The organism is Streptomyces sp. A1136, assembly GCF_004795055.1.
Taxonomy (GTDB): domain Bacteria; phylum Actinomycetota; class Actinomycetes; order Streptomycetales; family Streptomycetaceae; genus Streptomyces.
Genome location: NZ_SSBJ01000031.1, coordinates 29,495 through 55,692, shown reverse-complemented (window position 1 = coordinate 55,692; position 26,198 = coordinate 29,495). Strand labels below are relative to the sequence as shown.

General features: G+C 72.5%; 26 protein-coding genes and 2 pseudogenes. 13 read left to right on the top strand and 15 right to left on the bottom strand.

The window, feature by feature from the left end:
- Positions 1 to 82 precede the first annotated feature (82 nt).
- Genes E6R62_RS27075 through E6R62_RS27065 form a run of 3 tightly spaced genes read right to left on the bottom strand, consistent with a single transcriptional unit; the run spans position 83 to position 4,141 of the window.
- On the bottom strand, positions 83 to 1,273 hold the full coding sequence (locus tag E6R62_RS27075) for an FAD-dependent oxidoreductase (RefSeq protein ID WP_136216098.1): 1,191 nt from the start codon (positions 1,271 to 1,273) through the stop codon (positions 83 to 85).
- Positions 1,270 to 2,667 (bottom strand): FAD-dependent oxidoreductase, encoded by a 1,398-nt coding sequence (locus tag E6R62_RS27070; RefSeq protein ID WP_136216097.1) that lies wholly within the window; start codon positions 2,665 to 2,667, stop codon positions 1,270 to 1,272. Before E6R62_RS27070 ends, E6R62_RS27075 begins: the two co-directional genes overlap by 4 nt.
- A 37-nt stretch (positions 2,668 to 2,704) precedes the next feature.
- Entirely contained in the window at positions 2,705 to 4,141 is a 1,437-nt protein-coding gene (locus tag E6R62_RS27065; RefSeq protein ID WP_136216096.1) for an FGGY family carbohydrate kinase, read from the bottom strand.
- Positions 4,142 to 4,604: 463 nt separating this feature from the next.
- Here E6R62_RS27065 and E6R62_RS27060 point away from each other — a divergent pair, with 463 nt between their 5' ends.
- From E6R62_RS27060 to E6R62_RS27045, 4 genes are all read left to right on the top strand, one after another.
- Positions 4,605 to 5,585, top strand: coding sequence for a hypothetical protein (locus tag E6R62_RS27060; protein WP_136216095.1), 981 nt, complete (start codon positions 4,605 to 4,607; stop codon positions 5,583 to 5,585).
- A gap of 66 nt (positions 5,586 to 5,651) precedes the next feature.
- Positions 5,652 to 7,184, top strand: a complete 1,533-nt coding sequence (locus tag E6R62_RS27055; RefSeq protein ID WP_240801931.1) for an amino acid permease — start codon at positions 5,652 to 5,654, stop codon at positions 7,182 to 7,184.
- Positions 7,185 to 7,342: 158 nt separating this feature from the next.
- On the top strand, positions 7,343 to 8,863 hold the full coding sequence (locus E6R62_RS27050) for a hypothetical protein (RefSeq protein WP_240801930.1): 1,521 nt from the start codon (positions 7,343 to 7,345) through the stop codon (positions 8,861 to 8,863).
- Positions 8,864 to 9,040: 177 nt separating this feature from the next.
- A complete protein-coding gene (locus E6R62_RS27045) occupies positions 9,041 to 10,675 on the top strand; it encodes a serine/threonine-protein kinase (RefSeq protein WP_136216140.1) in 1,635 nt (544 codons plus the stop codon).
- Here E6R62_RS27045 and E6R62_RS27040 read toward each other — a convergent pair.
- A pseudogene (locus tag E6R62_RS27040) lies at positions 10,648 to 11,849 on the bottom strand (serine hydrolase domain-containing protein). The gene E6R62_RS27045 and the pseudogene E6R62_RS27040 sit on opposite strands and share 28 nt — an antisense overlap.
- A gap of 33 nt (positions 11,850 to 11,882) precedes the next feature.
- Positions 11,883 to 12,779: an alpha/beta hydrolase gene (locus E6R62_RS27035; RefSeq protein WP_136216093.1), complete on the bottom strand. Its 897-nt coding sequence runs from the start codon at positions 12,777 to 12,779 to the stop codon at positions 11,883 to 11,885.
- 107 nt (positions 12,780 to 12,886) lie between these two features.
- On the opposite strand from E6R62_RS27035, the gene E6R62_RS27030 reads away from it, so the two are divergent.
- On the top strand, positions 12,887 to 13,921 hold the full coding sequence (locus E6R62_RS27030; protein ID WP_136216092.1) for a helix-turn-helix domain-containing protein: 1,035 nt from the start codon (positions 12,887 to 12,889) through the stop codon (positions 13,919 to 13,921).
- A 57-nt stretch (positions 13,922 to 13,978) separates the two neighbouring features.
- On the opposite strand, the gene E6R62_RS27025 is transcribed toward E6R62_RS27030, so the two are convergent.
- Entirely contained in the window at positions 13,979 to 15,103 is a 1,125-nt protein-coding gene (locus E6R62_RS27025; RefSeq protein ID WP_136216091.1) for an esterase family protein, read from the bottom strand.
- A 229-nt stretch (positions 15,104 to 15,332) separates the two neighbouring features.
- On the opposite strand from E6R62_RS27025, the gene E6R62_RS27020 reads away from it, so the two are divergent.
- The 3 genes from E6R62_RS27020 (at position 15,333) to E6R62_RS27010 (ending at position 17,888) form a co-directional block, all read left to right on the top strand.
- A complete protein-coding gene (locus E6R62_RS27020; RefSeq protein WP_136216090.1) occupies positions 15,333 to 15,899 on the top strand; it encodes a TetR/AcrR family transcriptional regulator in 567 nt (188 codons plus the stop codon).
- A 114-nt stretch (positions 15,900 to 16,013) separates the two neighbouring features.
- Positions 16,014 to 16,454, top strand: a complete 441-nt coding sequence (locus tag E6R62_RS27015; protein WP_136216089.1) for an SRPBCC family protein — start codon at positions 16,014 to 16,016, stop codon at positions 16,452 to 16,454.
- Positions 16,455 to 16,502: 48 nt separating this feature from the next.
- Positions 16,503 to 17,888, top strand: a complete 1,386-nt coding sequence (locus E6R62_RS27010) for a carotenoid oxygenase family protein (RefSeq protein WP_136216088.1) — start codon at positions 16,503 to 16,505, stop codon at positions 17,886 to 17,888.
- A gap of 49 nt (positions 17,889 to 17,937) precedes the next feature.
- Here the strand turns inward: E6R62_RS27010 and E6R62_RS27005 are convergent, their stop codons facing one another.
- Positions 17,938 to 18,561 carry a TetR/AcrR family transcriptional regulator gene (locus tag E6R62_RS27005; RefSeq protein WP_136216087.1) on the bottom strand — a complete coding sequence of 208 codons (624 nt, stop codon included), beginning with the start codon at positions 18,559 to 18,561 and terminating at the stop codon, positions 17,938 to 17,940.
- A gap of 103 nt (positions 18,562 to 18,664) precedes the next feature.
- Between E6R62_RS27005 and E6R62_RS27000 the strand changes: the two genes are divergently transcribed.
- A complete protein-coding gene (locus tag E6R62_RS27000) occupies positions 18,665 to 19,378 on the top strand; it encodes a hypothetical protein (protein ID WP_240801929.1) in 714 nt (237 codons plus the stop codon).
- A gap of 73 nt (positions 19,379 to 19,451) precedes the next feature.
- On the opposite strand, the gene E6R62_RS26995 is transcribed toward E6R62_RS27000, so the two are convergent.
- Both E6R62_RS26995 and E6R62_RS41220 read right to left on the bottom strand, forming a co-directional pair.
- Positions 19,452 to 19,652, bottom strand: coding sequence for a hypothetical protein (locus E6R62_RS26995; protein ID WP_136216086.1), 201 nt, complete (start codon positions 19,650 to 19,652; stop codon positions 19,452 to 19,454).
- Positions 19,653 to 19,784: 132 nt separating this feature from the next.
- A pseudogene (locus E6R62_RS41220) lies at positions 19,785 to 19,997 on the bottom strand (molybdopterin-dependent oxidoreductase); the annotation flags it as partial.
- Positions 19,998 to 20,350: 353 nt separating this feature from the next.
- Between E6R62_RS41220 and E6R62_RS26980 the strand changes: the two are divergent.
- From E6R62_RS26980 to E6R62_RS41860, 3 genes are all read left to right on the top strand, one after another.
- Positions 20,351 to 20,737: a hypothetical protein gene (locus E6R62_RS26980; RefSeq protein WP_136216085.1), complete on the top strand. Its 387-nt coding sequence runs from the start codon at positions 20,351 to 20,353 to the stop codon at positions 20,735 to 20,737.
- A 278-nt stretch (positions 20,738 to 21,015) separates the two neighbouring features.
- A complete protein-coding gene (locus E6R62_RS26970) occupies positions 21,016 to 21,375 on the top strand; it encodes a peptidase inhibitor family I36 protein (protein WP_240801928.1) in 360 nt (119 codons plus the stop codon).
- A 148-nt stretch (positions 21,376 to 21,523) separates the two neighbouring features.
- Positions 21,524 to 21,652 (top strand): hypothetical protein, encoded by a 129-nt coding sequence (locus E6R62_RS41860; RefSeq protein ID WP_276615661.1) that lies wholly within the window; start codon positions 21,524 to 21,526, stop codon positions 21,650 to 21,652.
- A gap of 51 nt (positions 21,653 to 21,703) precedes the next feature.
- Here the strand turns inward: E6R62_RS41860 and E6R62_RS26965 are convergent, their stop codons facing one another.
- A complete protein-coding gene (locus E6R62_RS26965; RefSeq protein WP_240801927.1) occupies positions 21,704 to 22,603 on the bottom strand; it encodes an SDR family oxidoreductase in 900 nt (299 codons plus the stop codon).
- 297 nt (positions 22,604 to 22,900) lie between these two features.
- Between E6R62_RS26965 and E6R62_RS26960 the strand changes: the two genes are divergently transcribed.
- Positions 22,901 to 23,128: a DUF2945 domain-containing protein gene (locus E6R62_RS26960; protein WP_136216082.1), complete on the top strand. Its 228-nt coding sequence runs from the start codon at positions 22,901 to 22,903 to the stop codon at positions 23,126 to 23,128.
- A gap of 28 nt (positions 23,129 to 23,156) precedes the next feature.
- Here the strand turns inward: E6R62_RS26960 and E6R62_RS26955 are convergent, their stop codons facing one another.
- The 5 genes from E6R62_RS26955 to E6R62_RS26935 form a co-directional block, all read right to left on the bottom strand.
- Positions 23,157 to 23,552 (bottom strand): hypothetical protein, encoded by a 396-nt coding sequence (locus E6R62_RS26955; RefSeq protein WP_136216081.1) that lies wholly within the window; start codon positions 23,550 to 23,552, stop codon positions 23,157 to 23,159.
- A gap of 159 nt (positions 23,553 to 23,711) precedes the next feature.
- Complete coding sequence (locus E6R62_RS26950; RefSeq protein WP_206308854.1) at positions 23,712 to 24,029, bottom strand: hypothetical protein; 318 nt, start codon at positions 24,027 to 24,029, stop codon at positions 23,712 to 23,714.
- A 181-nt stretch (positions 24,030 to 24,210) separates the two neighbouring features.
- Positions 24,211 to 24,792: an MFS transporter gene (locus tag E6R62_RS26945; protein ID WP_136216080.1), complete on the bottom strand. Its 582-nt coding sequence runs from the start codon at positions 24,790 to 24,792 to the stop codon at positions 24,211 to 24,213.
- Positions 24,793 to 24,955: 163 nt separating this feature from the next.
- The gene (locus E6R62_RS26940; protein WP_240801926.1) at positions 24,956 to 25,330 is read right to left on the bottom strand and encodes a hypothetical protein; all 375 of its coding nucleotides are present in this window, start codon (positions 25,328 to 25,330) and stop codon (positions 24,956 to 24,958) included.
- A 238-nt stretch (positions 25,331 to 25,568) separates the two neighbouring features.
- Positions 25,569 to 26,144: a TetR/AcrR family transcriptional regulator gene (locus tag E6R62_RS26935; protein WP_136216079.1), complete on the bottom strand. Its 576-nt coding sequence runs from the start codon at positions 26,142 to 26,144 to the stop codon at positions 25,569 to 25,571.
- Between the last annotated feature and the right edge of the window lie 54 nt (positions 26,145 to 26,198).

Sequence of the window (26,198 nt, the reverse complement as noted above, 5' to 3'; positions counted from 1 at the left end):
CCGGCCGGCAGGTGGGGCGATCGCCTTGCGGCGGGCGGGAGTTGTCCCGCACGGCGGCGGGGGTCACCGCCCGGGCTCGCGGTCAGCCGAGCGCGATCGTCACCGGGCCGCCCGCCGGGTCGACGCGGGCCGTCCATCCCGGTCGCAGCCTCAGCGACCGCGACGGTGACACCCGACCCGGGAACCGACGGCGCCACAGCAGCCGGCCGTCTTGGTCGACCGTCACCACCGGGGAGGTCAGTGGTTCCCCGGAGCGCAGCAGCAGCGGCCGCTCGGCGAGTCCCGTGACCCGGTTCGGCGCCACCCACACCAGCGGCGCCCGCACCACCAGCGGCGGACCGGGCTCCGGCCAGGGGGCGCCCGACAGGTGGGCCAGCACCCCCACGGCCGCCGCTGCTCCCTCCGCGGCGGCCGTGGCGGCGCTCTCGACACCGCGCAGGGCGTTGCCCACCGCGAAGACACCGGGCGACGACGTACGGAACGACGCGTCCACGCACGGGCCGCGGGTACCGGGGTCCAGGCCGATGCCGCCCCGGCGGGCCAGCTCGTGGTCGGGCACCCAATCGCCGGTGAAGACCACCGTGTCACAGGCGAGGACGCCCGACCGGCCGTCCCCGTGGCGCACGGACACGCCCGACAGGCGGCCCCGGCCGTGCAGTTCGGTCACCGACGTCGACGTGAGCAGTGCGACGCCCGGCGGGGCGGCACCGCGCGAGTGCCCGGTGACCATCGCCACGACCTCCGCGCCGGCCCGGCGCAGCGTCCGCACCGCGTGCCGGGCCACCGGCTCGGCGCCCACCACCACGGCCCGCCGACCGACCGGTTGCCCGTACAAGTGGACCGACTGCTGCAACTCCCCGGTGGTCAGCACCCCCGCCGGACGTGAGCCCGGCACCAGCCGGGCGCTGCGGGGGCGCTCCCGGGCGCCCGTGGCGAGGACGACGGCGCGGGCCGTGATCCGCTCCAACCCGGCCGGGCTCGTGGTCTCCAGGGACAGCGGGCCGGCCCAACCGGTCGCGGTGACGCCCGTACGGACCGAGGCCCCCGCCCCGACCGCGGCCCGCACCGCCTGCCGCGCGTACCGCGGCCCGCGCAGCCAGGGGCGGGGCGGCCACCCGAACCCGCCGTGGTCGCAGTGGCGCGGCACGCCTCCCGCCTCCCGCTCGCGTTCCAGGACCTCCACCCGCCCCGCGCCCGCACCCGCGAGCCGGGCGGCGAGGGCCAGTCCGGCGGGCCCGGCGCCGACGATCAGGACGTCGACCGCACGGTTCACCGGCGTCCCTCCTCGAACAGCGCGCGGACGGAGGCGCCGCAGTAGAAGCCCTGACAGCGACCGGCCCGGGCCCGGGTGCGGCGCCGCAGGCCGTCCAAGGAGGCTGGTGGGACGGTGGAGGCGAGCGCGTCGCGGATCTCCCCCCGCGTCACCCGCTCGCAGTGGCAGACGATCCTGCCGTACTCCGGGTCCGCCGCGATCAGCTCCGCGTCCCGGTACGGCCGGGGGAAGGCCTCGCCCAGGTTGGGCATCCGCACCGGCTCCAACTCCCGGGCGCCGGTCACCGGCAGGCCGCCGTCGGCGAGCAGGGCGACCACATGGGCGGCGATGGCCATGGAGGCGGTCAGGCCCGTCGAGCGGATGCCGCCCACCGTGACGTACCGCTGCTCCGGATGGGCCCGGACGGCGTAGTCCTCGGACCCGGTGGCGGTCCGCAACCCGGCGTACACGGCCGTGACCTCCTCATCCAGCAGCGCCGGCAGTATGCGCCGGCCCTTCTCCCGCAACAGCGCGAGCCCCTCGGCGGACGATCCCGTCGCCGTCTTGTCGTCCAGGTCCTCGGCGGTGGGCCCGAGCAGCACGTTCCCGTACACCGTCGGCGTCACCAGCACCCCCTTGCCGAGCGCTCCCGGCACCGGCAGGAGAATGTGCCGCACCAGGGGGCGGGCCAGTTCGTCGAAGACGATCAGCTGGCCCCGCCGGGGCGTCACGGTGAAGTCCGCGTGGCCGAGGAGCCGGTCGACCGCGTCAGCGTACAGGCCCGCGGCGTTGACCAGGTGACGGGTGCGCAGTGGGCCCCGGCCGGTGAGCAGGACGTGCGGATCGCCCGGGACGACGGACTCGACCCGGCAGCCGAGGTGGAGGTCGGTGCCGGCGCGGACGGCCTGTGTGGCGTAGGCGAGTGTGGTCGTCCAGGGGCAGATGACGGACTCCCCGGGCACGTCGAGAGCCCCCAGCACGCCGGCGCCCAGCTCCGGCTCGCGGGCCCGTACCTCCTCGGCCGGGATGACACGAGCCGAGCGGTAACCATTGCGCACGGCCTTGTCGGCGAGGCCCGGCAGCGCCGCCGCCTGCTCCTCGTCCCAGGCCACGAGGAGAGCCCCGAGCGGCTCCACCGGGATTCCGCTGTCGGTGGCGTACGCGGCGAGCCGCCGTCGTCCCTCGCGGACGAGCCCGGCCTCCAGCGAGCCGGGCACCGCGTCGAAACCGGTGTGGAGGATGGCGGTGTTGGCCTTGGAGGCGCCTTCGCCGACGTCGTCGGAGGCCTCGACCAAGGCGATCCGCAGAGGGAGCCGGGACAGTTCGCGGGCGATGGCCGAGCCCACCACCCCGGCGCCGACGACCGTCACGTCGTATTCCCCGCCGGGCATCGGGCCGCCGGTGGTGACGCTCACCGGGGTCCGCCGGACCGGGCGCCGCGGTCCTCGACGGTCATGCGGGGCCGTCGAGCAGCGCCGATACCGCCGTACGGAACCGGGCGCGGCGCTCCTCGGCCTGCCCGGCGGTGGCCCTCGGCTCGTAGACGGCGGACGGTTTCCACTCCGGGACGGCGTCCTCGACGGTGAGCGTCGGGTCGAGCCCCAACCGGGCGACCGCGCCGACGCCGAGCGCGGTGGCGTCCGGCAGCGCCGACACCTCGACGGGGATCCGGAGCAGGTCCGCCTGGGTCTGCATGAGCAGCGCGGACCGGGTCAGGCCTCCGTCGACGCGCAGGGTGGTGAGCGGCGCGCCCAGATCGCCGGCGACCGCGTCGGCGAGCTCCGCCACCTGGGCGGCGATACCGTCGCACAGGGCGCGCACCAGATGGCCGGCCGTGGTGTCGAGCCCGAGGCCGGTGAGCGAGCCCCGCAGGTCGCCCCGCCACCACGGGGCGGCGAGCCCAGCGAGCGCGGGGACGAAGGTGACGCCGCCCGCGTCGCGGACGCCGCCACCCACGCTGTCGATGTCCTCGGCCCCGGAGATCACGCCGAGATCGGTCAGCCAGCGGACCGCGGAGGCGGCCGTGTACACCTGCCCGTCCAGGCAGTAGTCGGTGCGCCCGGAGAGCCGCCAGGCCACGCAACCGACCAGGCCGCGGGTGCTGCGGCGGGGGAGCGGGCCGGTCTGCGCCAACAGGAACGCGCCCGTGCCGTACGTGCACTTGGCGATGCCGGACTCGGTGGCGCGCTGGGCCAGCAGCGCCGCCTGCTGGTCGACGAGCAGCCCGGTCAGCGGCAGCGCGGGCCCGAAGGCCGTGGTGATACCGACGTGGGTGTCCGCGTCGACGATCTCGGGCAGACGCTCCCCGCCGAGGTCGAAGGCGTCGAGCGCCGCCTGTGACCACCGCACGGTGTCGAGGTCGAGCAACTGCGTGCGGCCCGCCGTCGCCGCGTCGGTGACGAACGCACCGGTGAGGCGATGTACCAGCCACGCGTCGCTGGTCGTGACGACGCCGTCCCGGGTCAGGTGGCGGCGTATCCAGGCCATCTTGGGCGCGGCGAAATAGGGATCGATCGGCAGGCCGGTCGTCTCGCGCAACCAGGGTTCGTACGGCGCCAGTTCGGCGCACAGCGGTGCGGCCCGTCGGTCCTGCCAGACGATGGCGTCGGTGAGCGGCTCACCGCTCGCCGGGTCCCAGGCGAGAACGGTCTCGCCCTGGTTGGCCAGGCCCACGGCGACGATCGGCTCACCGGCCGCGGCCAGTGCCGCCCGCCCGGCGTCGACGACCGAGTCCAGCAGCTCGCGGGGATCGACCTCGACCCGTCCGCCCGGCAGGTGGCGGGGCCGTACGTGCGCGGAGGCCGATCCGATGACCCCGCGAACGGGGCAGACGACGAGGGCCTTGGTTCCCGAGGTGCCCTGGTCCACAGCGAGCACCGGGCCCGTCATCACCACTCCGTCCTGCCGTGCGTCGCGATCGTTCGCGCGTTCGCGTCCTGGTCGTCGCGATCCTCGCGATCGCCTCCATCGTCGGATCGTCGCTCGGAAGCCTCCATCAGCCGACCTCGCTCGTCAAGATCCGCCCGGCGTCCGGTGGAGGTGCTGACGCAAAGTCATATGGCTCTCGTGGCCGGTTACTTGCGTTCGAACAAGAATCTGGATGCGTAACCGTCCCGTCGCCCTATAGTGATCGCCGATCAACGGGAAGGACGTCGATCGCGGGTCGACGTCGAGGACGCAGAGCGCGCTTCGCGCGCGGCTCTCGTGCTTCCCGGCATGGCACGGCACGGTACGGCCGCAGCGCCGCGGTCCGGCGCCGGACGGACCCAGCTCCCTACGCGATCCGAGGACCGATGACCACGACCACCGCAGGACGCACCCTACAGGGCCGCCCGTCGACCGGGACGAGGTGATGGCGGGCGGCGACTTCCGGCCCGTCTACCACCCCGCCGGCCACGACAAGGAACTGCGCGTCGCCGTGCAGGACCTGCGCACCGGCCGCTGGGTGTCGATGGCGCGTCTGCTGGAACGGACGGACGGATGGGGGCTGTGGACCCAGCGCACCCAGGTCCTCGCCGCGGTCGCCGCCGGCTCCGACGTGGTCCAGGCCTGGCTCACCGAGGAACCGCGCAGTGTCGCCGCGGCCGTGATGCACACGCGCGTCACCGTCGAACGGGCCGTCCGTGCCCACCGCGCCGGACACCCCCGCACCCACGAGCTCTGGCAGGAAGCCTGGAGCGCCTGCCGGGACACCGCCGGTCTCTGCCCCGCCGACCCTGTGCCGTGGGTCTGCCTGCTCGCCCTCGCGCCCCTCGACGAACAGCGCCGGATGGACGAGCACCGGCTCCCGCCGCCCGGCCCGATGCTGCCCCCCGGCCCCTGGGGCATCCTCGCCGAGGTCGAAGAGCGTGACCCGAACAACCGCGAGGCGTACCACCGGATGCTCCAGTTCGTGTACGCGGGCAACCCCGGACCGCTCACCGAGGCCGCCAACTTCGCTTACTGGGCCGCCGGTTCCGCGCCCTCCGGGTCCACCGCGCACGTCCTGCCGCTCTATGTGCGGGTCGAGCGCTACCGCCGCGAACGCGGCCAGGACAGGGCCCTCGACCTGCACTGGGTCGCCGAGGACGCCGCCCGCGACGCCGGCCACGCCCTGGAGCGCTGGTTCCACCACGCCGACCCGCGGTACGCCTCCCCGCTCGACCTCAACCACCTCGCCCACGCCCTGTGGGGAGCCCTCCGGTTCGACGAGGCGGCCCGTGTCCTCGACGCGATCGGCCCCTACTGGACCCCCGCGCCATGGGCCTACCGGACCCGCTCGCCGGCCGACCAGGCACTGGCCGAGGAGGTGTTCCTGCAGGCCAGGTCCCGCAGCCTGGCCGGCCGGGACTGACCATCCCCCCGGCTCCCCGCCCCGCTCACCGTCCCCGTGCCCCACCACCCACCCGGAGGTACCACCGTGTCGCGAACCGAATGGGCGGCCCACCTGGGCCGCACCGCCCCACACCCACAGGACGAGGAGGAACGGCTCAGGGAGCTCGGCTACCAGCCCGTCCTCGCCCGTCGGATGGGCGGATTCGGCAACTTCGCCATCAGCTTCTCCGTCATATCCGTCCTCTCCGGGTGCATGACCCTCTACGGCTTCGGGCTCGGCACCGGCGGTCCGGCCGTGATGATGTGGGGTTGGGCCGGCGTCGGCCTCTTCGTGCTCTGCGTCGGTCTCGCCCTGGCCGAGGTGACCAGTGCCTACCCCACATCGGGGGCGCTCTACTACATGGCCGACCGGCTCGGAGGTCGCCGCTGGGGCTGGTACACGGGCTGGTTGAACCTCCTCGGCCTGCTCGGCGCGATCGCCGGGATCGACTACGGCGCCGCCCTGTTCACCGGAGCCTTCCTCAACCTCCAGTTCGGCTTCGTACCGACCTCCGGTTCGACCTTCCTGATCTTCCTGTGCGTCCTGCTGCTGCACGCCGCGCTCAACCTCTTCGGCGTCCGCCTCGTCAGCGTGCTCAACTCCGTCAGCGTCTGGTGGCACCTGGGCGGCGTCGCGCTGATCGTCGGCGCCCTGGCCGTCGTTCCCGACCACCACCGCTCGCCCTCGTTCGTCTTCACCGAGTTCGTCAACGACACCGGTTGGACCAACCCGCTCTACGTGGCCGCGATCGGTCTGCTGCTCGCCCAGTACACCTTCTCCGGTTACGACGCCTCCGCACACCTCTCGGAGGAGACCTCGAACGCCTCCGTCTCCGCCGCCCGGGGCATCGTCCGGTCCATCTGGGTCTCCTGGATCGCCGGATTCGCCCTCCTCGCGGGGCTCACCTTCGCCATCCAGGACTACGCGGCCGTCCAGAACAGCGCCACGGGAGTCCCGCCCGCCCAGATCTTCCTCGACGCCCTCGGCTCCGGCGGCGCCGGCGCCCTGCTCCTCGTCGTCATCGTCGCGCAGCTCTTCTGCGGCAACGCCGAAGTGGCCGCCGCGAGCCGGATGGTCTTCGCGTTCAGCCGCGACAACGCGCTCCCCGGCTCGTCCCTGTGGCGCGAGGTCAGCGGCCGTACGCAGACGCCGGTCCCCGCCGTCTGGCTGTCGGTCGTCGTCGCGGGCGTGCTCGCCCTGCCGTCGCTCTGGTCCGCCACCGCCTACGGGGCCGTGACCGCCATCAACGTCATCGGCATCACGCCCGCCTACGCCATCCCGATCTACCTGAGGCTGCGCGCCGGCAAGCGCTTCCGGCCCGGCCCGTGGAACCTGGGCCGCTGGAGCAGGCCGATCGGTTGGATCGCCGTGGTCTGGGTGGCGGTGGTCACCGTCCTGTTCTGCCTGCCTCAGAAGTCGCCGGTCACCGTCGACTCCATGAACTACGCGGTGTACGCCCTGGCGGTGGTACTCGTACTCGCCACCGTGTGGTGGTTCGTCGCCCGACGCTCCTACGGGACCCCGGCGGCCTACGGGAACGCCCGCGAGCAGGCGGAGATCGCCGAGGGCATCGTCTGATCCGCGCCGCCTCCGCCGCCTTGTCCCGCCCACCCGGCCCGCTCGCCGGGCGGGCACACGTGGTCCCGGACTGCTGACACCCGAGGACGCGGCGTGGACAATCGGGGAAACGACGTCGGGGGGCGCTGATGGGCCGGGCACTGCGGTGGGGCACGGGGATGGTTCTGGCGGGTCTCGCGCTCTGGTACGGCTCGTACTACACCACGATCGTGGTCTGGGAGCTTCGCAAGATGCTCGCCTGGCTGGCCGTGCCACTCCTGGCGGCGGTCACCGCCGGGGTGCTCTGGCTCGGGGCGAGGACGCTCCGCCGGAAGCCGTCCGGAGGGAAACGGGGCGGCGCGGCCGGGGGAGCCGCGGCGGTGGCCCTCGCCTGGCTGGGCGGCGTCCTCGGCCTGGGCCTCGCGATCTGGTGGCTGGTATACGGCGCGTACCTCCAGGACCGGGAGTACATGCACGACGTCCGGGTCGTGTCCGAGCCGGTGCCCGAGCTGACGCCCCGCGCCCCCTACCTCGTCGGCAAGGCCCAGGCGGCACCGCACCTGGGCGATGTGACCGGTGAGATCTCGGACGTCACCTACCTGCCCGACTCGGACCGGTTCGCGACCCTGGTCGAGCGGCGCGGGTGGCTGGCCGGATACGAGGTCGGCCTGGTCCAGGAGATCCCCCTCGGCGGGAACAGCCGAAACCAGGAACGCTGTGCGTTCGACGTGGACCGGGCGGACGCGCGGATCGGCGGCTGGTTCACCCACAACCTCGGCCGGAAGATCTCGGACCGGAAGCGCTGGGTGCGCTTCGAGGCGTCCGACGCCTACGTGACCTGCTCGGGCGGTACCCCGATCGTGGTCGTCCCCCTCAAGCGCCAGACCGGCATCCTCGTGGTGACCGAACGCCCCGCCGGGGTGGCGCTCTACGACGGACGGACCGGAAAGGTCACGATCACCTCCGACACGGCCGCGGTGCCCGGCCCGTCGTATCCACTGAGCCTCGCCTCCCGGCAGCGCGAGGGGACGGCCGCGGTCGGCAGCTTCAGCGACTGGTGGTTCGAGCGCAGCGGCTGGGACGCCTCCGAGGACGGCGCCAACGAGGGCAACGACTCGGAGTTCACGCTCCGGTACCGCGACGCGACCGGGAACAGCGCGTACGTCACCCCCCTCACGCCGCAGGGCGAGGCCAGCTCGGTCGTGGCCGTGTCGACGGTCCCGACCCGCCACCAGGGCGGCGGTCTGGCCCCGATGACGGTGCACCGGCTCAACCCGACGTGGTCGTCGCCCAAGGCACTCGTCGAGCTGGTCAAGGCCGAGTACCGGGACGTCTGCTGCTACAACGAGGACCGGGTGTTCGAGGTCGTCCCGACCGGCGGCAGCACGTGGACCGCCACCATCGGGAGCGAACAGAACATCCGCTACCGGGTGGAGGGCCGGGGTCAGGTGGCCGGTCGCGAGGCGACCTGCCTCAAAGCCGCCGACGGGACACTCATCAGGTGCGCGTACGCGGCGCCCGGCTCGCCGGAGGAAGCCGAACTCAATCGCCGGGAACAGGAGAAGCAGAAACCGAAGGAGCAGGCCACGTCGCCGCCGGGCGAGGTCGACCTCAACGGCTACACCCCCGAGCAACTCGCCGAACTGCAAAAACGCCTGTCCGACGAGTTCCTGCGCCGTCTCAAGAACGGCGGCGGCTGACACCGGCTGACACGCCGTTACGGCGGTACCCCGTCGGGCTGCGCCGGGGCGGGCGGCGTCGCACACCGGGGTACGCGCCTGGCGAGCGGTCGCGGTGACCGTGCCTCTACTCTGGTGCGGCCAGACGGCTTCTTGACGAGCGGTTGCGAAACGGAGTGTGCGGTGCCGACGGGGGAGATGAACGATGAGCTGGTCGGCAGGACACTGGGGGGCCGCTACCGGGTGACGGCGATGATCGGCCGGGGCGGGATGGGCGTGGTGGCCCGGGCCCAGGACACGCTGCTGGGCCGCGAGGTCGCCGTGAAGGTCCTGCGCGCCTACACCGACGCGGGAGGCCCCGAACTCGCCGACCTGCGCGCCCGGATGCAACGGGAGGCGCAAGCCGCCGCCCGCATCCGGCACGACGGCGTGGTCACCGTGCACGACGTGACCTCGGAACAAGGTCTGCCGGTCATCGTGATGGAGCTGATCGAGGGGCCCTCCCTCGACGACGTCCTCACCGAGCGCGGCCCCTTGGACCCGCGCGAGGCGGCCGCGATCGGCGCCAAGCTGATGGACGCCCTCGACGCCGCGCACCGCGCGGGGGTCCTGCACCGGGACGTGAAGCCGGGCAACGTGCTGCTGGAGCAGGGCGGCCGGGTCGTGCTGACCGACTTCGGCATCGCCACCATGGACGGCCCGGGCGACGAGTCCCTCGCCAAGCTGACGCGCAGCGGCGAACTCGTCGGTTCCCTGGACTACCTGCCGCCCGAGCGCGCCCAGGGGCAGGAGCCCGGCCCGGCCTCCGACATCTGGTCGCTCGGCATGACGCTGTACGCGGCCGTGGAAGGCACGTCGCCGTTCCGCCGCACCTCCGTGTGGTCCACCCTGTCGGCGATCGTCGCGGACCCGTTGCCCGAACCCCGCCGGGCGGGACCGCTCGGACCGGTGCTCCGGGCGCTCATGGCGAAGGACCCCGCCCAGCGTCCCACGGCCGACCGGGCGCGCGCGATGCTGGCCGAGACGGCCGAGAACCGTGCGCCGGGCGGCAGCCCGTCGCCGGCCACGGCCGTCGTGGCGACGCCCGCACCACCGCCCCCCGCGCCCGCCCCCGGCTTCGGTCCGCCCCCCGCCTTCGGCCCCGCCCCGGGGGCCGGCGTCGTTCCGGTACCGCTCCACCTGCCCTACCTGGAGCCCGCGCACCCCCGTCCCGTCCCGGTCTCCGGGCCGCCCGCGCCCCCGCCGCGAGGGGCCTCGGCAGCCGGCCCCGCGCGGGGCCGCGGCCGTACCGTCGTCGCGGTGGCCGCGACCGTCGCCGTACTCGCGGCGGGCGGGGTCGCCTACGCCCTCACCGGGGGCCACGGCGGTGGAAGGGGCGGCCGGGCGCCGGCGGCCCTGCCGGCGACCACGCCCTCGGCGGGCGGCGGACGTCCGGCGAAGACGGCTCCGAGCGCGTCCCCGCCCAAGGCCGGCGCGACACGGTCGGCCAAGCCGTCCCCGTCGGGCACGGCCGGCGCCCACGGGGCGACTCCGAGCGCCTCGGCGGGCCGGCCCGGCCCCGTACCGACGGCCTGTGGCGGATGGAGCCACAAGGACCCGAGTCCGGGCAGCTACGCCTACATGGCCGGCGACTACCACCTGGAGACCGGCCCCTACCAGACCTGCCCCGCCGTCACGCTGGCGAAGTCCGGTACCAAGGTCTGGTACCACTGCTACGTCGTCAACGCGCACGGCAACAAGTGGACGTACGTCCGGATCGAGGGGACGAACACCGCGGGCTGGATGTCCAACGACAACCTCACCCGTCAGAAGGGCCCCTCGACCCCCTGCTGACCGTCGAGGTCCCCCGAGGCCTCCCCGGTCCGGGTCCCGCCGCCCAACGCCCGCTGGTACAGCGCGGCCAGCGCGTCGTCGATGGGGTGGCGCCGCGGCCTTCCCGAGGAGTCCCGCTCGTTCCACCTCGCGAGGTTGACGGCCACGGACATCTGCCGCTGCCCGTCGGCGCGGGTCAAGGACACCGTCCCGGCTCCCCAGGCCGAGCCGTCGTGACCCCAGAAGGTGCCGCCGTCCTCGACCACGACCTTGTGCAGGCCGAGGCCGTAGTCGATCGTCGTCCCGTCCAGCGCGCGGACCGGCACCGTGCGCTGCATCTCGGTGAGCGACGCCCGGTCGACGATCCCGCCGGCGAGCAGTCTGCCGTAGAACCGATTGAGATCCTCCACCGTCGACACCAGGGCCGCTGCCGGCCCGACCCAGGACATGTCGTAGACGCTGTAGTCGCGCGGCGGGGCGATCAAGCCGTACAGCGCCTCGTACATGCGGGCGTGCGGACCCTCGATCCGCGGGCCGGACGGGAACCCGGTGTGCCGCAACCCGGCACGCTCGATGACCTCGCGGGTGATGTAGTCCTCGGCCGTGGTGCCGGTCACCTGCTCCAACAGCTGGGCGAGCAGCAGGTAGTTGGTGTTGGAGTACACCCCCGTCGGGCCCCCGGGCTCGCCGGTGGCCGGTGCCGCGACCCCCATCCCGATCAGCTCGGCCGGGTGGAACCTCCTGAACCGGTTGTCGTCAAGGCTTTCCGGAGATATGTCCGAGAGGGAAGGGAACCCCCGGAAGGACGGGAAGGCGTAGGGCAGGTAGTCCCTGAGGCCGCTGGTGTGGTTGAGCAGCATCCGCACCGTGATCCTCCTGCCGCGCTCTCCCGGTACGAACCGCGGCAGGAGGTCGCCGATCGGCGCGTCGAGGCAGAGCAGGCCCCGCTCGACCTGGTGCATGATCGCGACGGCGGTGAAGGTCTTGGTCACGCTTCCGACGCGGTGGCGCATGTCGTGCGTGACCGGACGGCCGGTCCCCACGTCGGCGACCCCGCGGGCGCCGCTCCAATGTGACCGCAGTCGCGTACTTCGGCGAACACCCCCGGCATCCCCGCGCGGTGGACCGCCTCCAAGGCCGCCTCCAACTCCTCGCGTGTTTCGAGCTCCTCCGGTGTTTCCGGCTTCCCCCGCATCCGCGCTTCCCCCTGCCTGTCGATGTCCACGGCTCACCCGGCCAGACCGCGGCGCAGCGCCGCACCGAGTTCGGCGTTCTGTCGTTGCGAGACCTCGGCCGAGACGATCGCCTGTGAGCCGTGGAAGGTGCCGGGCCACTGGTGGATCTCGACCGACACGCCCGCCCGGAGCAGGCGCATCGCGTACGCGAGGTCCTCGTCGCGGTTCGGGCAGAGCTCCGCGGTGGCGATGTAGGCCGGTGGCAGCCCCGACAGATCGGCGGCCCGGGCGGGGGCGGCGTACGGCGTGGCGGCCGTCGAGCCCAGATACTGCCGCCACGACGCGGTGACCTTGTCGCGATCCATCCAGGGCGACTCGGTGAAGTGCCGCGCGGACCAGCTCTCCTGCCGGTCGTCCAGCCCCGGCTGGTTGAGCAACTGGAAGCGGATCGCGGGCCCCCGCTCGTCGCGCGCCCGCAGCGCCAGCGCGGCCGCGAGGCCGCCGCCGGCGCTGTGGCCGCCGACCGCGATCCGCTCCGGGTCGATGCCGAGTTCGTCGGCGTGTTCGGCGGCCCAGGTCAATACGGCGTATGCGTCGTCCAGGGCGGCCGGGAAAGGGTGTTCCGGGGCCAGACGGTAGTCCACCACGATCACCACCGCGCCGGAGCCGTCCGCGATCCGGGTGGCCCACGGGTGCTCGGATTCCACACCGCCGAGGACGAATCCACCGCCGTGCAGCCACACGATGGCGCCCCGCGCCCCGAGCGGGCGGTAGAGCCGCACCGCCACGTCCGGGTCGGCGGGCACCGTGTGGTCCTCCGTCTTCATGCCCGCGACCTCCGGCGTCGGTATCGCGGCGGCCAACGCGGCCAACTCCTCACGTGCGCGGGCCGGGTCGTTCAGGTCGGCCTCGGGGAACAAGGGGACGAACGCTTCGAGTTCGGGATCCATGACGGCCATCCTCGCGGCCGCCCGCCGGGCGGTCACCCGCCATCCGTCGCGCGTCCCGCCCCGATCGCGCACCGATCGGCGCGACCCGGGCCTCCTATCCTTGTGCCATGGAGGCACTGGCCCTACGGCTGTCCGGACTCGATCCGTACGTCGACGGCGCGATCCGCGTCGTCGCGTTCTACGACACACTGATACGTCGCAGGGTGGACCTCCCCGCGCTCGCCCGGGCCTCGGCGGGCCTTGCCGAATGCGTGACCGGCATACGACTCCACGGCACCGGGCACACGACCCGCGTCTCACCTCACGGCACCGCCGCGTCGACCCCGCCGGCACCCGCGTCCACCACCGCGGCGATCACCCTGGACGAGGAGGAGATCGGCACCGTGTGGCTGGAACGCCCAGGGCCCCCCGACCCGCTCGACGAGATCCTGTTGGACCGGCTCGCGATCGCCGCCGCGGCCGTCGCGGAGCGCTACGGCCCGGCCCGTACCACCATGGCCGATCCCGCCCTCGTCGAACTCGCGATCAGCTCCGACGCCGACGAGGCGGCCGGAGCCCGGGCACTGCGGCTGCTCGGCTTCGCAGCCGACCAGCCGGTCCACGTCGTGGCCGTACGGACGCGGCTCCCGCTCGACCGGATCAGCGGCCTGATCTGCCCCGGCCGCCCGGCGAAGGCGGCGCCACTGGCCGATGTCGGCGTCATCCTGGCCGCCACCGTCGACCCGGCCCGGTTCCCGGCAGGGGTACGCGCGGGCATCGGCTCGGCCGGCGGCCCCCACCGGTCCTGGCGACAGGCCCGCACCGCCCTCCGCTTCACCACCCCGCGCGAACCCGTCATCCGCCACACCGCCCTGGGCGCCCTGGCGCTCCTGGCCGAGACGCCCCCGGACGCGCTGCGAGACAACCCGGACGTGGTCGCCGTCGCCCGACTCGCCGACTTCCCGGAGGACTTGGAGACCCTCGACGCCTACTGCGCCGCCGGCTCACTGCGACGGGCCGCCGACCTCCTCCACCTGCACCACAGCAGCGTCGCCCGCCGACTCGAACAGATCGGCAAGACCCTCGGCATCGACCTGACCGACCCCACCGGACTCACCCGCGCCAGACTCGCCCTCACCGCGCGGCGGTTGCTCGACGGCTGAGGCGCGTACACGGTCTCCGTCACGCGTACACGGTCTCCACCACGCAGGGCGTTCGCGTCAGTCGCGGCCGATGCGGTTGCTGATCCACTCCAGCGCCGGCGGGATCTCCCGTCGCCAGGTGGCGAAGTTGTGACCGCCGTGGTCGAGGGTGATCGACGAGACACGGGCGGGGCCCTTCACCTTCTCGATGAACTTCTGCGTGGGCTTGAGGTTCGCCTCTCCCTGCGTCGAGGTCGTCACGAGGAAGGACGTCTTGCCCTGCGGCAGGTGGTCCAGGCTCCACAGCAGGTCCGAGCGGCGCTCCTCGGCGCCGTTGCCGTGGAAGAGGTCACCGGAGTAGCCGTCCACCTCCGGCTTGTAGTCCGCCGACAGACCGACCCCGGCCGCGTAGCTCTCCGGGTGCTGCAGTGCGAGCTTCAGCGCGCAGTAGCCTCCGGTCGAATCACCCATGACGGCCCAGCCGCGGGCGGCGCCGCCGGCGTGCTGGGGGGTGGTGCGGTAGGTGGCCGACACCGCCTTCGGGAGGTCGGTGCCGAAGAAGGTCTCGCTCCGCGGGCCGCCCGGGACATCGATGCACTGGGTGTTGCGTGCCGATTCGGTGGTGGGCCGCAACATCACCAGGATCATCGGCCGGGTCTTCTTCTCCTTGACCAGGGACCACGCCTTCTTCGGGTAGTCCAGGCCCTTGATCAGGTTCTCCGCCATGCCCGGGAACCCGGTGAGGACGACGGTGGTCGGGAACTTCTTGTCCTCGTTGCCCTTCTGGAAGTACTCCGGCGGCAGGTACACGTACGCCGGGACGTCGACCGCCGAGCGCGCGCCGTGCACCATGACCTTCTCGATCACGCCGGCCACCTGCGGCGGCCCGCCGCCGGGCGTGCCGGTCGCCTGCCGGCCGAGGACGCGTACGGGCTTGTCGGCGGCGGCGCGACCGGGCGGAGGCGCCGGCTTGGAGTGGCCCGCCAGTTCGGCCCAGGAGCCGTACAGCAGGAAGGTGCGGTTCGCGACGAGCCCGACGGTGGCCAGGAGCAGCACCTGTATCAGGCACAGCAGCCCCACCCGTCCGGCGACCCGTCTCCAACCCCGGCCGGCGAGCCGGGGCCACCACCGGAGCACCGCGGCGAAGGTGAGGGCGAGGACGAGTACGGCGATGAGCAGGGGAGTGGCACTGGTCAGACTCACGGTTCGGTAAAGCCTCTGCGTCGTATCGGAACGGACCGCCTCGGGCTGCCCGGCCGCACCCCGTCGCGGTGCGCGTCAGGGTAGACAGGCGTACGCGGCGATCCGTTCCACCGGGGGCGACTTCGACCGATCGGGTGGGTTCCCCATCGCCCGGCGTCGCGGGCAGGCGCCAACGCCCCCGCGAGGAGCCGACGTTGACACGGACGAGTGTGAGTGGTTGAGTACTCACATGAAGAGCGAACGCCCCCGCCAACTGTCCACCGCCGAGGAACGCCGTGAGACGGTGCTGCGCACCGCCCTCGGCGCCTTTGCCGCCCGCGGCTACTGGGGTACGACCACTTCCGAGGTCGCGAAGGCGGCCGGCATCTCCCAGGCATACGTCTACCGCCTGTTCCCGAACAAGGAGCTGCTGTTCACGGCGGTGGCGGAGCACTGCTTCGTGCAGGTGCGAGCAGGCCTGGAGCGGGCCGCCGCCGACGCCGGGGGCAGTTCGCCGGAGGTGGTCCTCAAAGCCATGGGGGACGCCTACGCCCGGTTGATCACCGACAATGACGTGATGTTGATCCAGCTCCACGCCCAGGCGGCGGCCGTCTCCGAGCCCGCCGTGCGCGAGGCGGTCCGCCGTGGCTACGCCCGACTGGTGGAGTACGTGCGTGGCGCGTCCGGCGCGACGGAGGCGCAGATCCAGGAGTTCTTCGCCCGCGGCATGCTGTGTCACCTCATCGTCTCCACGGGCGCGGACGAGGTGGACGCCCCTTGGACGCGGACACTGTCGGCCGGCATGAGGCATTACTGACGGCGGACCGCGGCGACCAGTCGCCGAGCCGCGCGGCGGGGCGCACAGCCCCGCCTTCTTTGGCCCCTAAGAGTGAGTGTTCAACCACTCATTAAACGCCAGGAAAGGCATCCCATGTTCACCATCGACGAGACGGCTCCCGTCGTCGTTCGCCTCTCCACCGTGATCGACGCCACACCGGAGCACGTGTGGGCCCTGCACACCGACATCGACGCCTGGGCCGACTGGAACGCCGACGTGGAACACGCCCATCTCCAGGGCCCTTTGACGCCCGGTTGCACGTTCCACTGGAGGACGCACGGGCTGGACATCGCCTCCACCGTCCGCGAGATCGTCCCCGGCGAGCGCCTGGTCTGGGGCGGCCCGGCCGGTGGCATCGAAGGCGTCCACGTGTGGACCTTCGAACGGACCGGCGACCGGGTCGTGGTCCGCACTGAGGAGTCCTGGAGCGGTGCGCCCGTCGACGCCGCCGCAGACCGGCTCGGCCGGGCCCTGCACGAGTCCCTGACCGCCTGGCTCGCCTCTCTCAAGGCCGCCGCCGAGCGCACCGGCTGACCACGCCGCACCCCCGCCCCCACCCTCCACGGAAACGAGGCCCCCGCCATGCCCGGAAAGCCCTACCTGACCGGCCACTACACGCCCGCCGTCGACGAGATCACCGCCACCGGCCTCACCGTCGAAGGCGTCCTGCCGCCCGAGCTGACCGGCAGGCTGATCCGCAACAGCCACAACCCCAAGCCCGGCGTCACCCCCACCCACTGGTTCAAGGGCAGTGGCATGGTCCACGGCATCCGCCTGCGCGACGGCCGCGCCGAGTGGTACCGCAACCGCTGGGTCCGCACGCCGGCCCTGGACGGTGCCCCGTACATGACCGACCGGGGCCCTGACCTGACGGCGGCCACGGCGGGCACCCACGTCATCGAACACGCCGGCCGCCTCCTCGCGTTGAGCGAGGCCAACTTTCCCGTGGAACTCACCCGGGACCTCGACACCGTCGGCCCCCACGACTTCGACGGCAAGCTGCGCAGCGCGATGACCGCCCACCCCAAGACCGACCCGCTCACCGGGGAGCTGCACTTCTTCGGCTCGTCGCCGTTCCCGCCGTACCTCATGTACTACGTGGCCGACGGCGCGGGGCGGATCACGCACGGCTTCGAAGTGCCGGGGGCGACCGCCTCCCTCAAACACGACTTCGCCCTCACCCGCCACCACGTCGTCTTCGTCGAGGGCACCGTCACCTTCGACCCCACCGAGCGATCCGGCATCCCCTACGGCTGGAACGACGACCAGCCCGCCCGTATCGGCGTCATGCCCCGCGGCCCGCACGGTGCGGCCGGTATCCGCTGGTTCCCCATCGAGCCCGGCAACATGCTGCACGCCGCCAACGCGTACGAGGACGCCCAAGGCCGGATCGTGCTGGAAGGCCCCACCGTGGACCGGGAGGGCTTCCGCCTCTCCTGGAACTGGTGGGTGGGCGCCCCCGATCGCGGCAGCGAGCCCAACACCCGCTCCCTCACGCGCCGTTGGACCATCGATTTGGCCGCCGGCAGCGTCGCCGAGCAGACCGTCGACGACCTCGCCGTCGAATTCCCCACCCTCAACGAGGACTTCCTGGGCGCGGAACACCGCTACCAGTACGCCGTGTCCTTCCCCGACCGGTACGGCTTCGGTGGATACGGCATCGTCAAGTACGACCGCGTCACAGGTGCCCGCCGCGTCCACGAGGCCGGAGACGCCCGACTTCCGAGCGAGGCCGTCTTCGTCCCCGCCGCCGGCGCCACCCGTGAGGACGACGGGTACCTGCTCACCGTCGTCTCCGACCTCAAGCAGGACAGCTCGCGACTGCTGGTCCTCGACGCCTCGGGCCTCGACCCGATCGCCGCCGTCCAGCTCCCGCGGCGTGTCACCGCGGGCATCCACGGCTCATGGATACCCGACGCCGACCCCGCCGCCGACCCCGTCTCAGGCCCCGAAGGCTCCGGCAACTGACCCTACGACGCCGCCCGGCCGGGGCCCGGTGACCGCGTCGGCAGGCGATCTACGCCAGGAGCGTTCCCAGGCCCGCGCACAGGAGCCGCACGCTGCGTGCGTACTTCTCGTCCTCCCCCAGGGTCGAGGCGGCGGCGACGGTCAGCGGGAACCGCTCCCGCAACGCGAGGCCCTCCTCGACGCCGACGGCCACGGAGGGGGACTCGCTCTGCTCCTGCAGGACGAATCCGGTGACATGGCTGAGCAGGGCGTCCGCCCCGACAGCCGCGTGTTCGGCGGGCAAGCCGGCGTCGCGCAGGCATTCCAGCAGTCGCTCCATCAAGGCCAGCGCCCCGGCGCTGAGCACCTTGGGGCTGTCCGCGAACATCACCGCCCCGCCGGGGTGGCGTCGGAGTGTGCCGCGCAACGCGACCAGTTGGGCCTCGACGCGTTCCGGCCAGCCTGCCCCGGGGGGTAGTTCGGCCAGGGCGGCGGTCCCCGCCTCGTACGCCTGCCGGGCGACCCGGTCCGCCATCAGTCGGACCAGGGCGCTCTTGCTGGGCACGTGGTAATAGAGGCTCCCGGCGTGGACGTCGAGCCGCTGGGCCACCCTCCGCATGGACAGGCCGTGGTAACCCGTTTCGGCGAAGACCGCCATGCCCGCGTCGATGATCCGCTCCGCTGTCAGCTTCATGGAGGCAGCCTACCCCGGGTTTCAAACACTGTTTGAATTCGGCCGTTCGTGCGGCTACTGTCGTCCTCGACCACACGACGGGGATTGAAGGGGGGTGGTGACGATGGACGCACTGGTGTTCAGCGTGACCACGGCGGCACTGATGGTTTTGATGTTCAAGGGCGGACTGGCCCTGCTGGGTGAGGGCACTTTGAGAGGGCGTCGCACGCCTTGGGCCGCGGTGGGGCTCACCGTCCTCGTCGTCGCCGGCCTGGTGACCCAACTCTGCTGGTCGGGCGCGATGGACGCCCTCGACAGCGACCCGTCCAAGTCGGGTTGGTGGCGCGTCGTCACCTCCGTCTTCATGCAGAACGGCGGCCTGTTCGGGGACGCCTGGAACCTCGCGACCATCGCCGTCATCGCCGCGCTCGCCGAATGGTTCTGGGGCGGTCCCCTCATGCTGGGCCTCTTCGCCGCCGGAATCCTCCTGCCGACCTACATCGACAAGCTGTGGGGCGAGACGGCCCACAGCACCGACCCGCGCAACTTCGCGGGCAGTTCGGGCGCCACCTACTTCCTCGCGGCGACGCTCGCCGCGCCCCTCCTGCTGCGCGCCGTGCGCTCCGGCCGGGAGGGGCTGAACGTCAAGGAGGCCCTGCTCGCCCTCGGCGTGCCAGTGCTGGGGCTGATCATGTGGTTCGCCCAGTCCAACGGTCACGGACTGGTGGCCGTGTACGGCTTCCTCCTCGGCGCCCTGGCCTGCCTCCTGCCCCGCCGCTCCGCCCGGCGCCCCGCCCCGGCCGGGCGAGACGCCGGAGAGCCGTCGTCGGCGCGATGACCCGGCGGTGAACCCGCCGACCCCGTGGCGATGCCCCTTGCCGTGGGGCAAGGGGCATCGTGGGTCCACGCCGTCAGTTGTTGGAGCCGACCGTGTTGTCGTGGCCCGCGTTGAACACGTCGTCGGCAGCGAACTGGAGCCAGTTGCCGAAGGTGAACGTGTATGAGGGCTCGGGCTGGTAGGTGACGTTCACGTCGGCGGCGGCGGCGGACGCGCCGCCGAGGATGACGACACCGGCGGCGACGAGGGTGACGAGAGCGCGTACAGATCGCACGAATCCACCTTTTTCGAGCGGGAAAGGAACACCCTAGAAGGTAGGGAGGGACCGCCTCGTTGTCTCGCCGCCGCCTCGTGCTCGGCCAACCGCAAGCCGAATGGCCGAGCCGGCCGCCGCCGCCCGTGTCGCCTACGCGCCGAGGCTCGGCGGCGACAGCGCGCCGAACCACACGTGGGTGACGGCGCTGACATAGCGCGCCCCGCACCGGTCCGAGGGCACCGCCAGCCGGCAGCCGGCGTCGTCCAGATCGTCTCCGTCGAGGCGGGTGGCCGGCAGGACCGGGCTCCCGCCGAAGTCGGTGTCCAGCTCGGCCCAGGGCAGGACGGTATGGTCCGCGTCCCCGTCCTAGCCGGCGGCCGCCGCGTGGACGCTGCGCAGGATCCTCATCTCACCCGTGTCCGGGTCGACCGCGAGGCGGAACCACTGGGCGTTGAAGGCGACCGAGCGCGGCGAGCCGCCCCAGGGGCCCGACCGCCGCCGGTTCCTCGGCCATGCCCCCGGCGTGTGCGGCCTCGAACAGCTCCTTGAGGGGGATCGACCACAAGGTCGACCTGTACGCGGCGCTGCGCTGCGGCCGACGGGCCGTCGGTACGCGGTCCTCGAACGGGACGGATAATGGCCACCCCCCGGCTGCCGCTGAGGTTGCCGCCTCGGTTGGCGGTCGGGCACGCGGCGCATCAAGAGAGTGAAGGGTCATGACGTTGAAGGAAGGCCGGCGGGTGAAGCTGGCGGTGGACATCGGGCTGACCGACGCGGTCGCCATGGTGGAGGGCTCCCCGACGGGGTCCGCAGCCGGGTTCCTGATCTTGGCGGCGGGGACCGAGGGCACCGTCGACCGGGTGGTGGGGGAGCGGGACCCCGGTCAAGAGGTCCGCGAGTACGAGAGGCTGCACTCGCTCCTCGATTCCTTCGGCCATGACATGCCGCCGGAGAGCAAGCGGCAGTTGGAGGAGAAGGTCGCCTCCCTGGAGCCGGCGTGGGTCGCGCATCAGGAACGGGGCGCGGGCGTCACGGTACGCGTCCGCTTCGACAACGGCTTCGTCCTCGACGGCGCACGGGACGACGTCTTCACCTCCGTTTGACGCCGGCCCGTTTGACGCCGGCCCGTTTGACGCCGGCCCGTCTGACGCCGGCCCGTCTGACACCGCTCCGTCCGGACCCGCTCCGTCGGAGGCTTGACCGTCTGGCGTCGGCCGCCGCCGACCGCCGCTGGGGCGTGCGCGCCGGATGAGGCCGGTGTGGAGGGGAAGATCCGCTATCCGGCCGATTCCTCGCCGAAGCAGTGGAGATGTCCCCGTTCTCGCACATTTCCCCGCCGGGACGAGGACGATGGGGAAACCGGCTCGGCGAGGAGGAACCAGTGAGGACACGTCACTTACGGGCACACCACCCGCGCACCTGGGTGGTCTTGGGGGCGGCGGTGATGGCCACACTCGCCACCACGACGCCGGCGCAGGCGCTGCCCGCATGCCCGGCCAACGCGATCTGTTTGTGGAGGTTCCAGGACGGGACCGGGGACCTCTACGTATGGCGCGGTGGTTACGTGGATCTGCCCGCCAAGTTCGTCGACCACGTCTATTCCTTCCGGGCCAACAGGTCGGGCGCGTTCATCGACTGGGCGAAGGGCAAGGAGTGCCACGCGGTCCGCAAGGGGGACTACGGCAGCAATTACGGGCAGCGCTTCGGGTCCAAGATGGACGCGGTCGGCGACACCTGCTGAGCTGTCGCCGGCGCGGATCGGCGGCGCGCGAGGCGATCGGAACCGCCTCACGATCGCCCTGACCGGAAATGGATCACGGGGACGCGCAGTCGTATCGGACGTGTCTCGTGATCCCCGGCGGACCGACCCCGGCTGGGAGGTCGTTTCCGTGATCGCGACAGGCGTGGCGGCCGACGCACCCCACCCGTACGTCAGCGCCGCAGCGTCGACGACCTACCGCGCCCTGGACGACGCCCACTACCTGGCCCGTACGCGCTGCCGGCCTGTCGGATGGTGACCTCGCCGAGTCTGCCCTGCGCCTGCCCTGGACCGGTAGGCCGCCTCCGCTTCAGCCGGCCTGCCGGTCCGGGTGTCGGGTACCGACGGAGTCCGCCAGGCCGCCGGCTCCGAGCAGTCCCGTCGCCTGGAGGGTGGTTCTCCGCTGGAGCCGCGGGAGTTCCCGCTTCGAGAGGAACGTGACCACCGGCGGCATCGCGGCGCGGACGGGTTGGGTGGCCCGGAGCCACGCCGGTGCGTACACGGCCGCACTGCGCCGCTCGACGGCCCGCACCATACGGGCGGCCACCGTCTCGACCGGATAGACCTTCCTCGCCGGGCGTGGCATGTGCGCCCTCAGTTCGCGCAGTACGGGGTGATCGTCCGCGCCGCGGATCATGTCGGTGTCGGTCCAGTTCAGATACGCGATACCGACGTCGACACCCTCGTGCGCCACCTCCGCCCGCAGTGAGTGGGCGAACGATTCCACCCCGGCCTTCGAGGCGCAGTACGCACTCATCATGGGCGCCGCCCCGATCGAGGCCAGCGAGGCGATCTGCAGGTAGTAGCCGCGGCAAGCCCGCAGGTCGGGCAGGAACACCCGGGCGGTGCCGGCGCTCCCGATGAGGTTCACCTCGATCACCCGGCGCCAGAGCGTCGGATCGGACTCCGCGAAGGGGCCGCCCTCGGCCACCCCGGCGTTCGCGACCACGATGGAGGCGGGGCCCAGGCGCTCCCGTACGTCCGCCGCAACCCGCCGCATCGTGTCGTCGTCGGTGACGTCGACTTCCCAGCACCGGGCCGGTCCGGGGATCGAATCCCTGACCTTGGCGAGGGTCGACTCCTCACGGCCGAGGAGTGCGACCGCGGCGCCCCGCCGGGCGAGTTCCCGGGCGATCGCCGCACCCAGTCCGCGGGCGGCGCCGGTCACGACAGCGGTGCGGCCTTGCAAGGAACGTGCTGAGCCCGTCACGAGGTTCCTCCTCGGGGGAAGTGTCACCGGCGCGGCGGTTCGCATCGCGTGGGCCGGTGAGCCGTTCTCCCACCATAGGCACCGGAGCCGGGCCCTGCCGGTCCACCGTCGGGTGGCTCACCGGGCCGATCGTCAACGCGTGGACAGATCCGGCGAAAGACGCATCCGCTGGACGCCGGCCCGGCGAAGGAACCGGTAGACGTGCGGTTGCGGCACTGCCCGGCCGCGAAGAACATGATCGGGACCCGCGGACGACATGATCGGGGCGAATGACGGCGAGCGGAGGAGGAGGCTGCCATGGCCAAGGACGACAAGCTCGGATCGGGTGACAAGGTTGCGTGGAGCAGCCACGGTAGGACCGTGTCCGGTGAGGTGAAAAAGAAGATCACCACACGCACCAAGGCGGCGGGCCGCACCGTCGACGCCTCGAAGGACGAGCCGCAGTACGAGGTGGAGAGCGACAAGTCCGGCCGGCGGGCCGTCCACAAGCCGCAGTCGCTGCGCAAGCGCGGCAAGGGGGCGTGACGAGCGTCTGCACTTCGGGGGGCCGCACTCATGCGCCGGGAGCGGAGCCTCCGCGGCGTGTCGTGAAGGCGACCAGGGCGGAGACGGCGAGGGTCGCCACGAGGGTCGACATCATGACGAGGCCCACGCCGATCACGAACAGGCCGCCGGCGTCGTCGGACCAGTCGTACCAAGCGGCGGCGGTCAGACCGGCCGTGGTGCCGATCACGGCGCTCGGCACATGCCGTCGGGACGCCGCCCAGTACACCGGGCACAGCAGCGTCAATACGAGCCCGATCACCTGCCAGGCCTCGTAAGGGCCGGTTTCCGACCCGTCGGGGTGGACGACGCGATGTCGGTCCCAGCCCATCCAGGCGGCCCACGCCGCGACCGGTGCGAGAAGCAGGAGGAGGAAGGGAGCGAGGCTCCGGGGGTTCGGGCGCATGGCCCAAGCGTCCCGGTACGCTCCGGTCCCTGGGAAGAGTCCCCGTACTCAGCCGGCACCGAGTAGCCGACCTCCCGACGCCCGCTTCCCGAGGCCCGGCTTCCCGAGGCGGGGAGGTGAGGGCCGGTGGGCCGAGCCCAGGCCGGTTCGGTACGCGGCTCATGCCGGTCCGAGGCCACGCCGATGAGGGTCGTGATCCGTGTCTGACACCGCGAAGGCGCCGTCCACGTAGTGCACCACCAGCTCCCGCTCCCCGCCCGAAGCGGCCTCGGCGGCACGCCGCAGCTCCACCCGGCGCACCCCGCTGTAGCCACCCCGCCGCCAGAACGGATGCGCGCTGATCAGGCACGACAGCCGGATGAGCTGCCGCCGAAGCTCGGCTCCGCCCCGATCGGGTCGGAGGGCGAGCAGGTTGTACGTGCGCGTCCACCGTTGCTGGAGCTGGATGAGGTCATCGGGGAAGGGGAAGGACTCCATCCACTTATTCAATCAGGTGTTCGATTTTCTCCGCGAGTCGCCGCACGTCCACATTCGAGACGTCCACATTCGAGCAGGCGATCTGGCGGACCGGGTAACTCTCGGTGACCGAGTGTGCGCAGGCGCTGCCCCGGGCGGGCGGCAGGGAACCCCGCCGCCCGGGCTTCCACCGCGTGTTCGTTCAACGCTCCATGACCTCGGCGGGACGAGTGGTGGTGGGCGCGGGGTCGGAACGCAACAGCCACGCCATGACCAGCCCCACGGCGACGAGCAGGGCCCCGTCGACGGTCAGGCCCGCGACCGCGCTGGCGGAGGCGATGAGTACGCCGCCGAGCAAGGTTCCGAGCGGCCCGAACGTACTGGTGAGAGCCACGCAGTAGGCCCCGTCCTCCTTGAGGCGGCGCTCCGGGAGGTGCTGCTGCATCACGGTGCTGACGATCGCCGGGAACGGTGCGTGGACCAGGCCGCCGATCGGCATGGCCACCCATGCCAGGGCCAGGTGCGCCGGGACGGCCACGATGGCGGTGACGGCGCCCCAGGCCGCCGCGACCAACGCCGCGTACCAGCCCCGCGCCGGCGCCCGGAGGCCGCCGACGAGCAGGCTCCCGAGGGCGGCGCCGACACCGAATGCCGCCCAGAGGCCACCGAGCACGGATTCCGCGCTCCCACCGCCCGCTCGTTCCCGTGCCATCAGCGGCAGGCCGACGACGAAGGGCCCGTAGAGGAGGAGAAACAACGCCGCCGGCACGAACAGGCCGAACACCGGCCGATGTTCGCGCAGGCCGCCACCGCGCCACCGTGATTCCGCACCGTCCCGCGCCTGCTGTGGCTGTTGACCCGGGGGAGCGCCGGGCACTGCCGGAAGCAGGATGGCGAAGAGCAGGAAGCCGAGGGCGTCGATGCCGAGGACGAGACTGCCGCCGTTATCACCTGCCGAAGAGGAAGAAGCGGGCCGGGACGAACACCTCGTGCTCGGTCCGGAAGCGGACACGTACTCCCGACTCCGTCCATGTGGTCGACTCGATCCCCTCCGCTCCCAACGCGGGGTCGATGTCGACCAGGTGCCCGTAGGAAAGGCCGGGATCCCTGCCGACCACCATCCGGTAGGACTGCCGCCCGGACAGCGTGTGCTGGTGCACCAATCCGAGGAAGTGCGGCGACCGGTCGTCGTAGACCAGTGTGGCGGGAGCGTCGGCGCGGTACGTCACCTCGGTCCTCGGCCACCACACGACGGCCAGGAACGCGCCGGTCAGGACGCCGCCCGCGACGCCGCCCAGCAGTACCCTGCCGATTCCGGTCATCCGGCGGGGCCGAGCGGTCGGAGCGGATCGGTCGGGGGTGGGCGTGCCGATGATGTCCCTCCCGGGTGTGGCGTCGCTCCGCACGGGCCGGCCGGAGACGACTCGACCGGAAGGGCGCGGAAGCGGTTCGATCGGTTGCGGCGAGAGCGGGCCGGGTAGGCGGGCGGACCCTCGCGCCGCGTTGTCCCGGCCGACGGGACGTACGCGTCGGGCGTCTTGTCGAATACCGGCGCAGCGCTCAGCCGGCGGTCAGGGCGGCGTCCAGCATGCGGTGGGCGACCGCCGTGAGTTCTTCCGGGTCCGGCGCCGGCCTGGTACGGGCCATCGCGCCGGCGAGCCGGTCGAACAGCACGCCGTCGGTCCAGGCGGCCAGTAGCTCGGCGGCCTCCCGGGGTCGATCGGCGCCCAGTGCCGCGAGGACTGCCTCCGCGCGGGCGCGGGCCGCCAGGCCCGCCCGGTGGAGGGCGGACTCCAACTCCGGCGTGCGCGCGGCTTCCAAGCTGAGCTCGTAGCGGGCGAGTTGGCGTTCGCGGCCCGTGGTCAACCAGCGGTGGAGCATGATCCCGAGCCAGGCCGCTGCCTCTGCCCGCGAACCCGGCCGTCTCGGCTCCATGTCGTCCAGGTCGAGTTCCTCGATGCGCTGGTAACAGGCGCCGATCAGCGCCGTACGCGTACGGAAGTAGTACGACGTACTCCCGGCGGGCAGTCCGGCCGCGGTATCGATCGCGCGGTGCGTGAGCCCTCGAAGGCCGGCCGCGGCCACGGTGGCGATCGCCGTGTCCGCGATGAGGGTGCGTCGGTCAGGAGTGGACATGCCCCCACTCTACAGCTGTAGAGTGAGGGCATCCTCTACGGCTGTAGAGGGAGG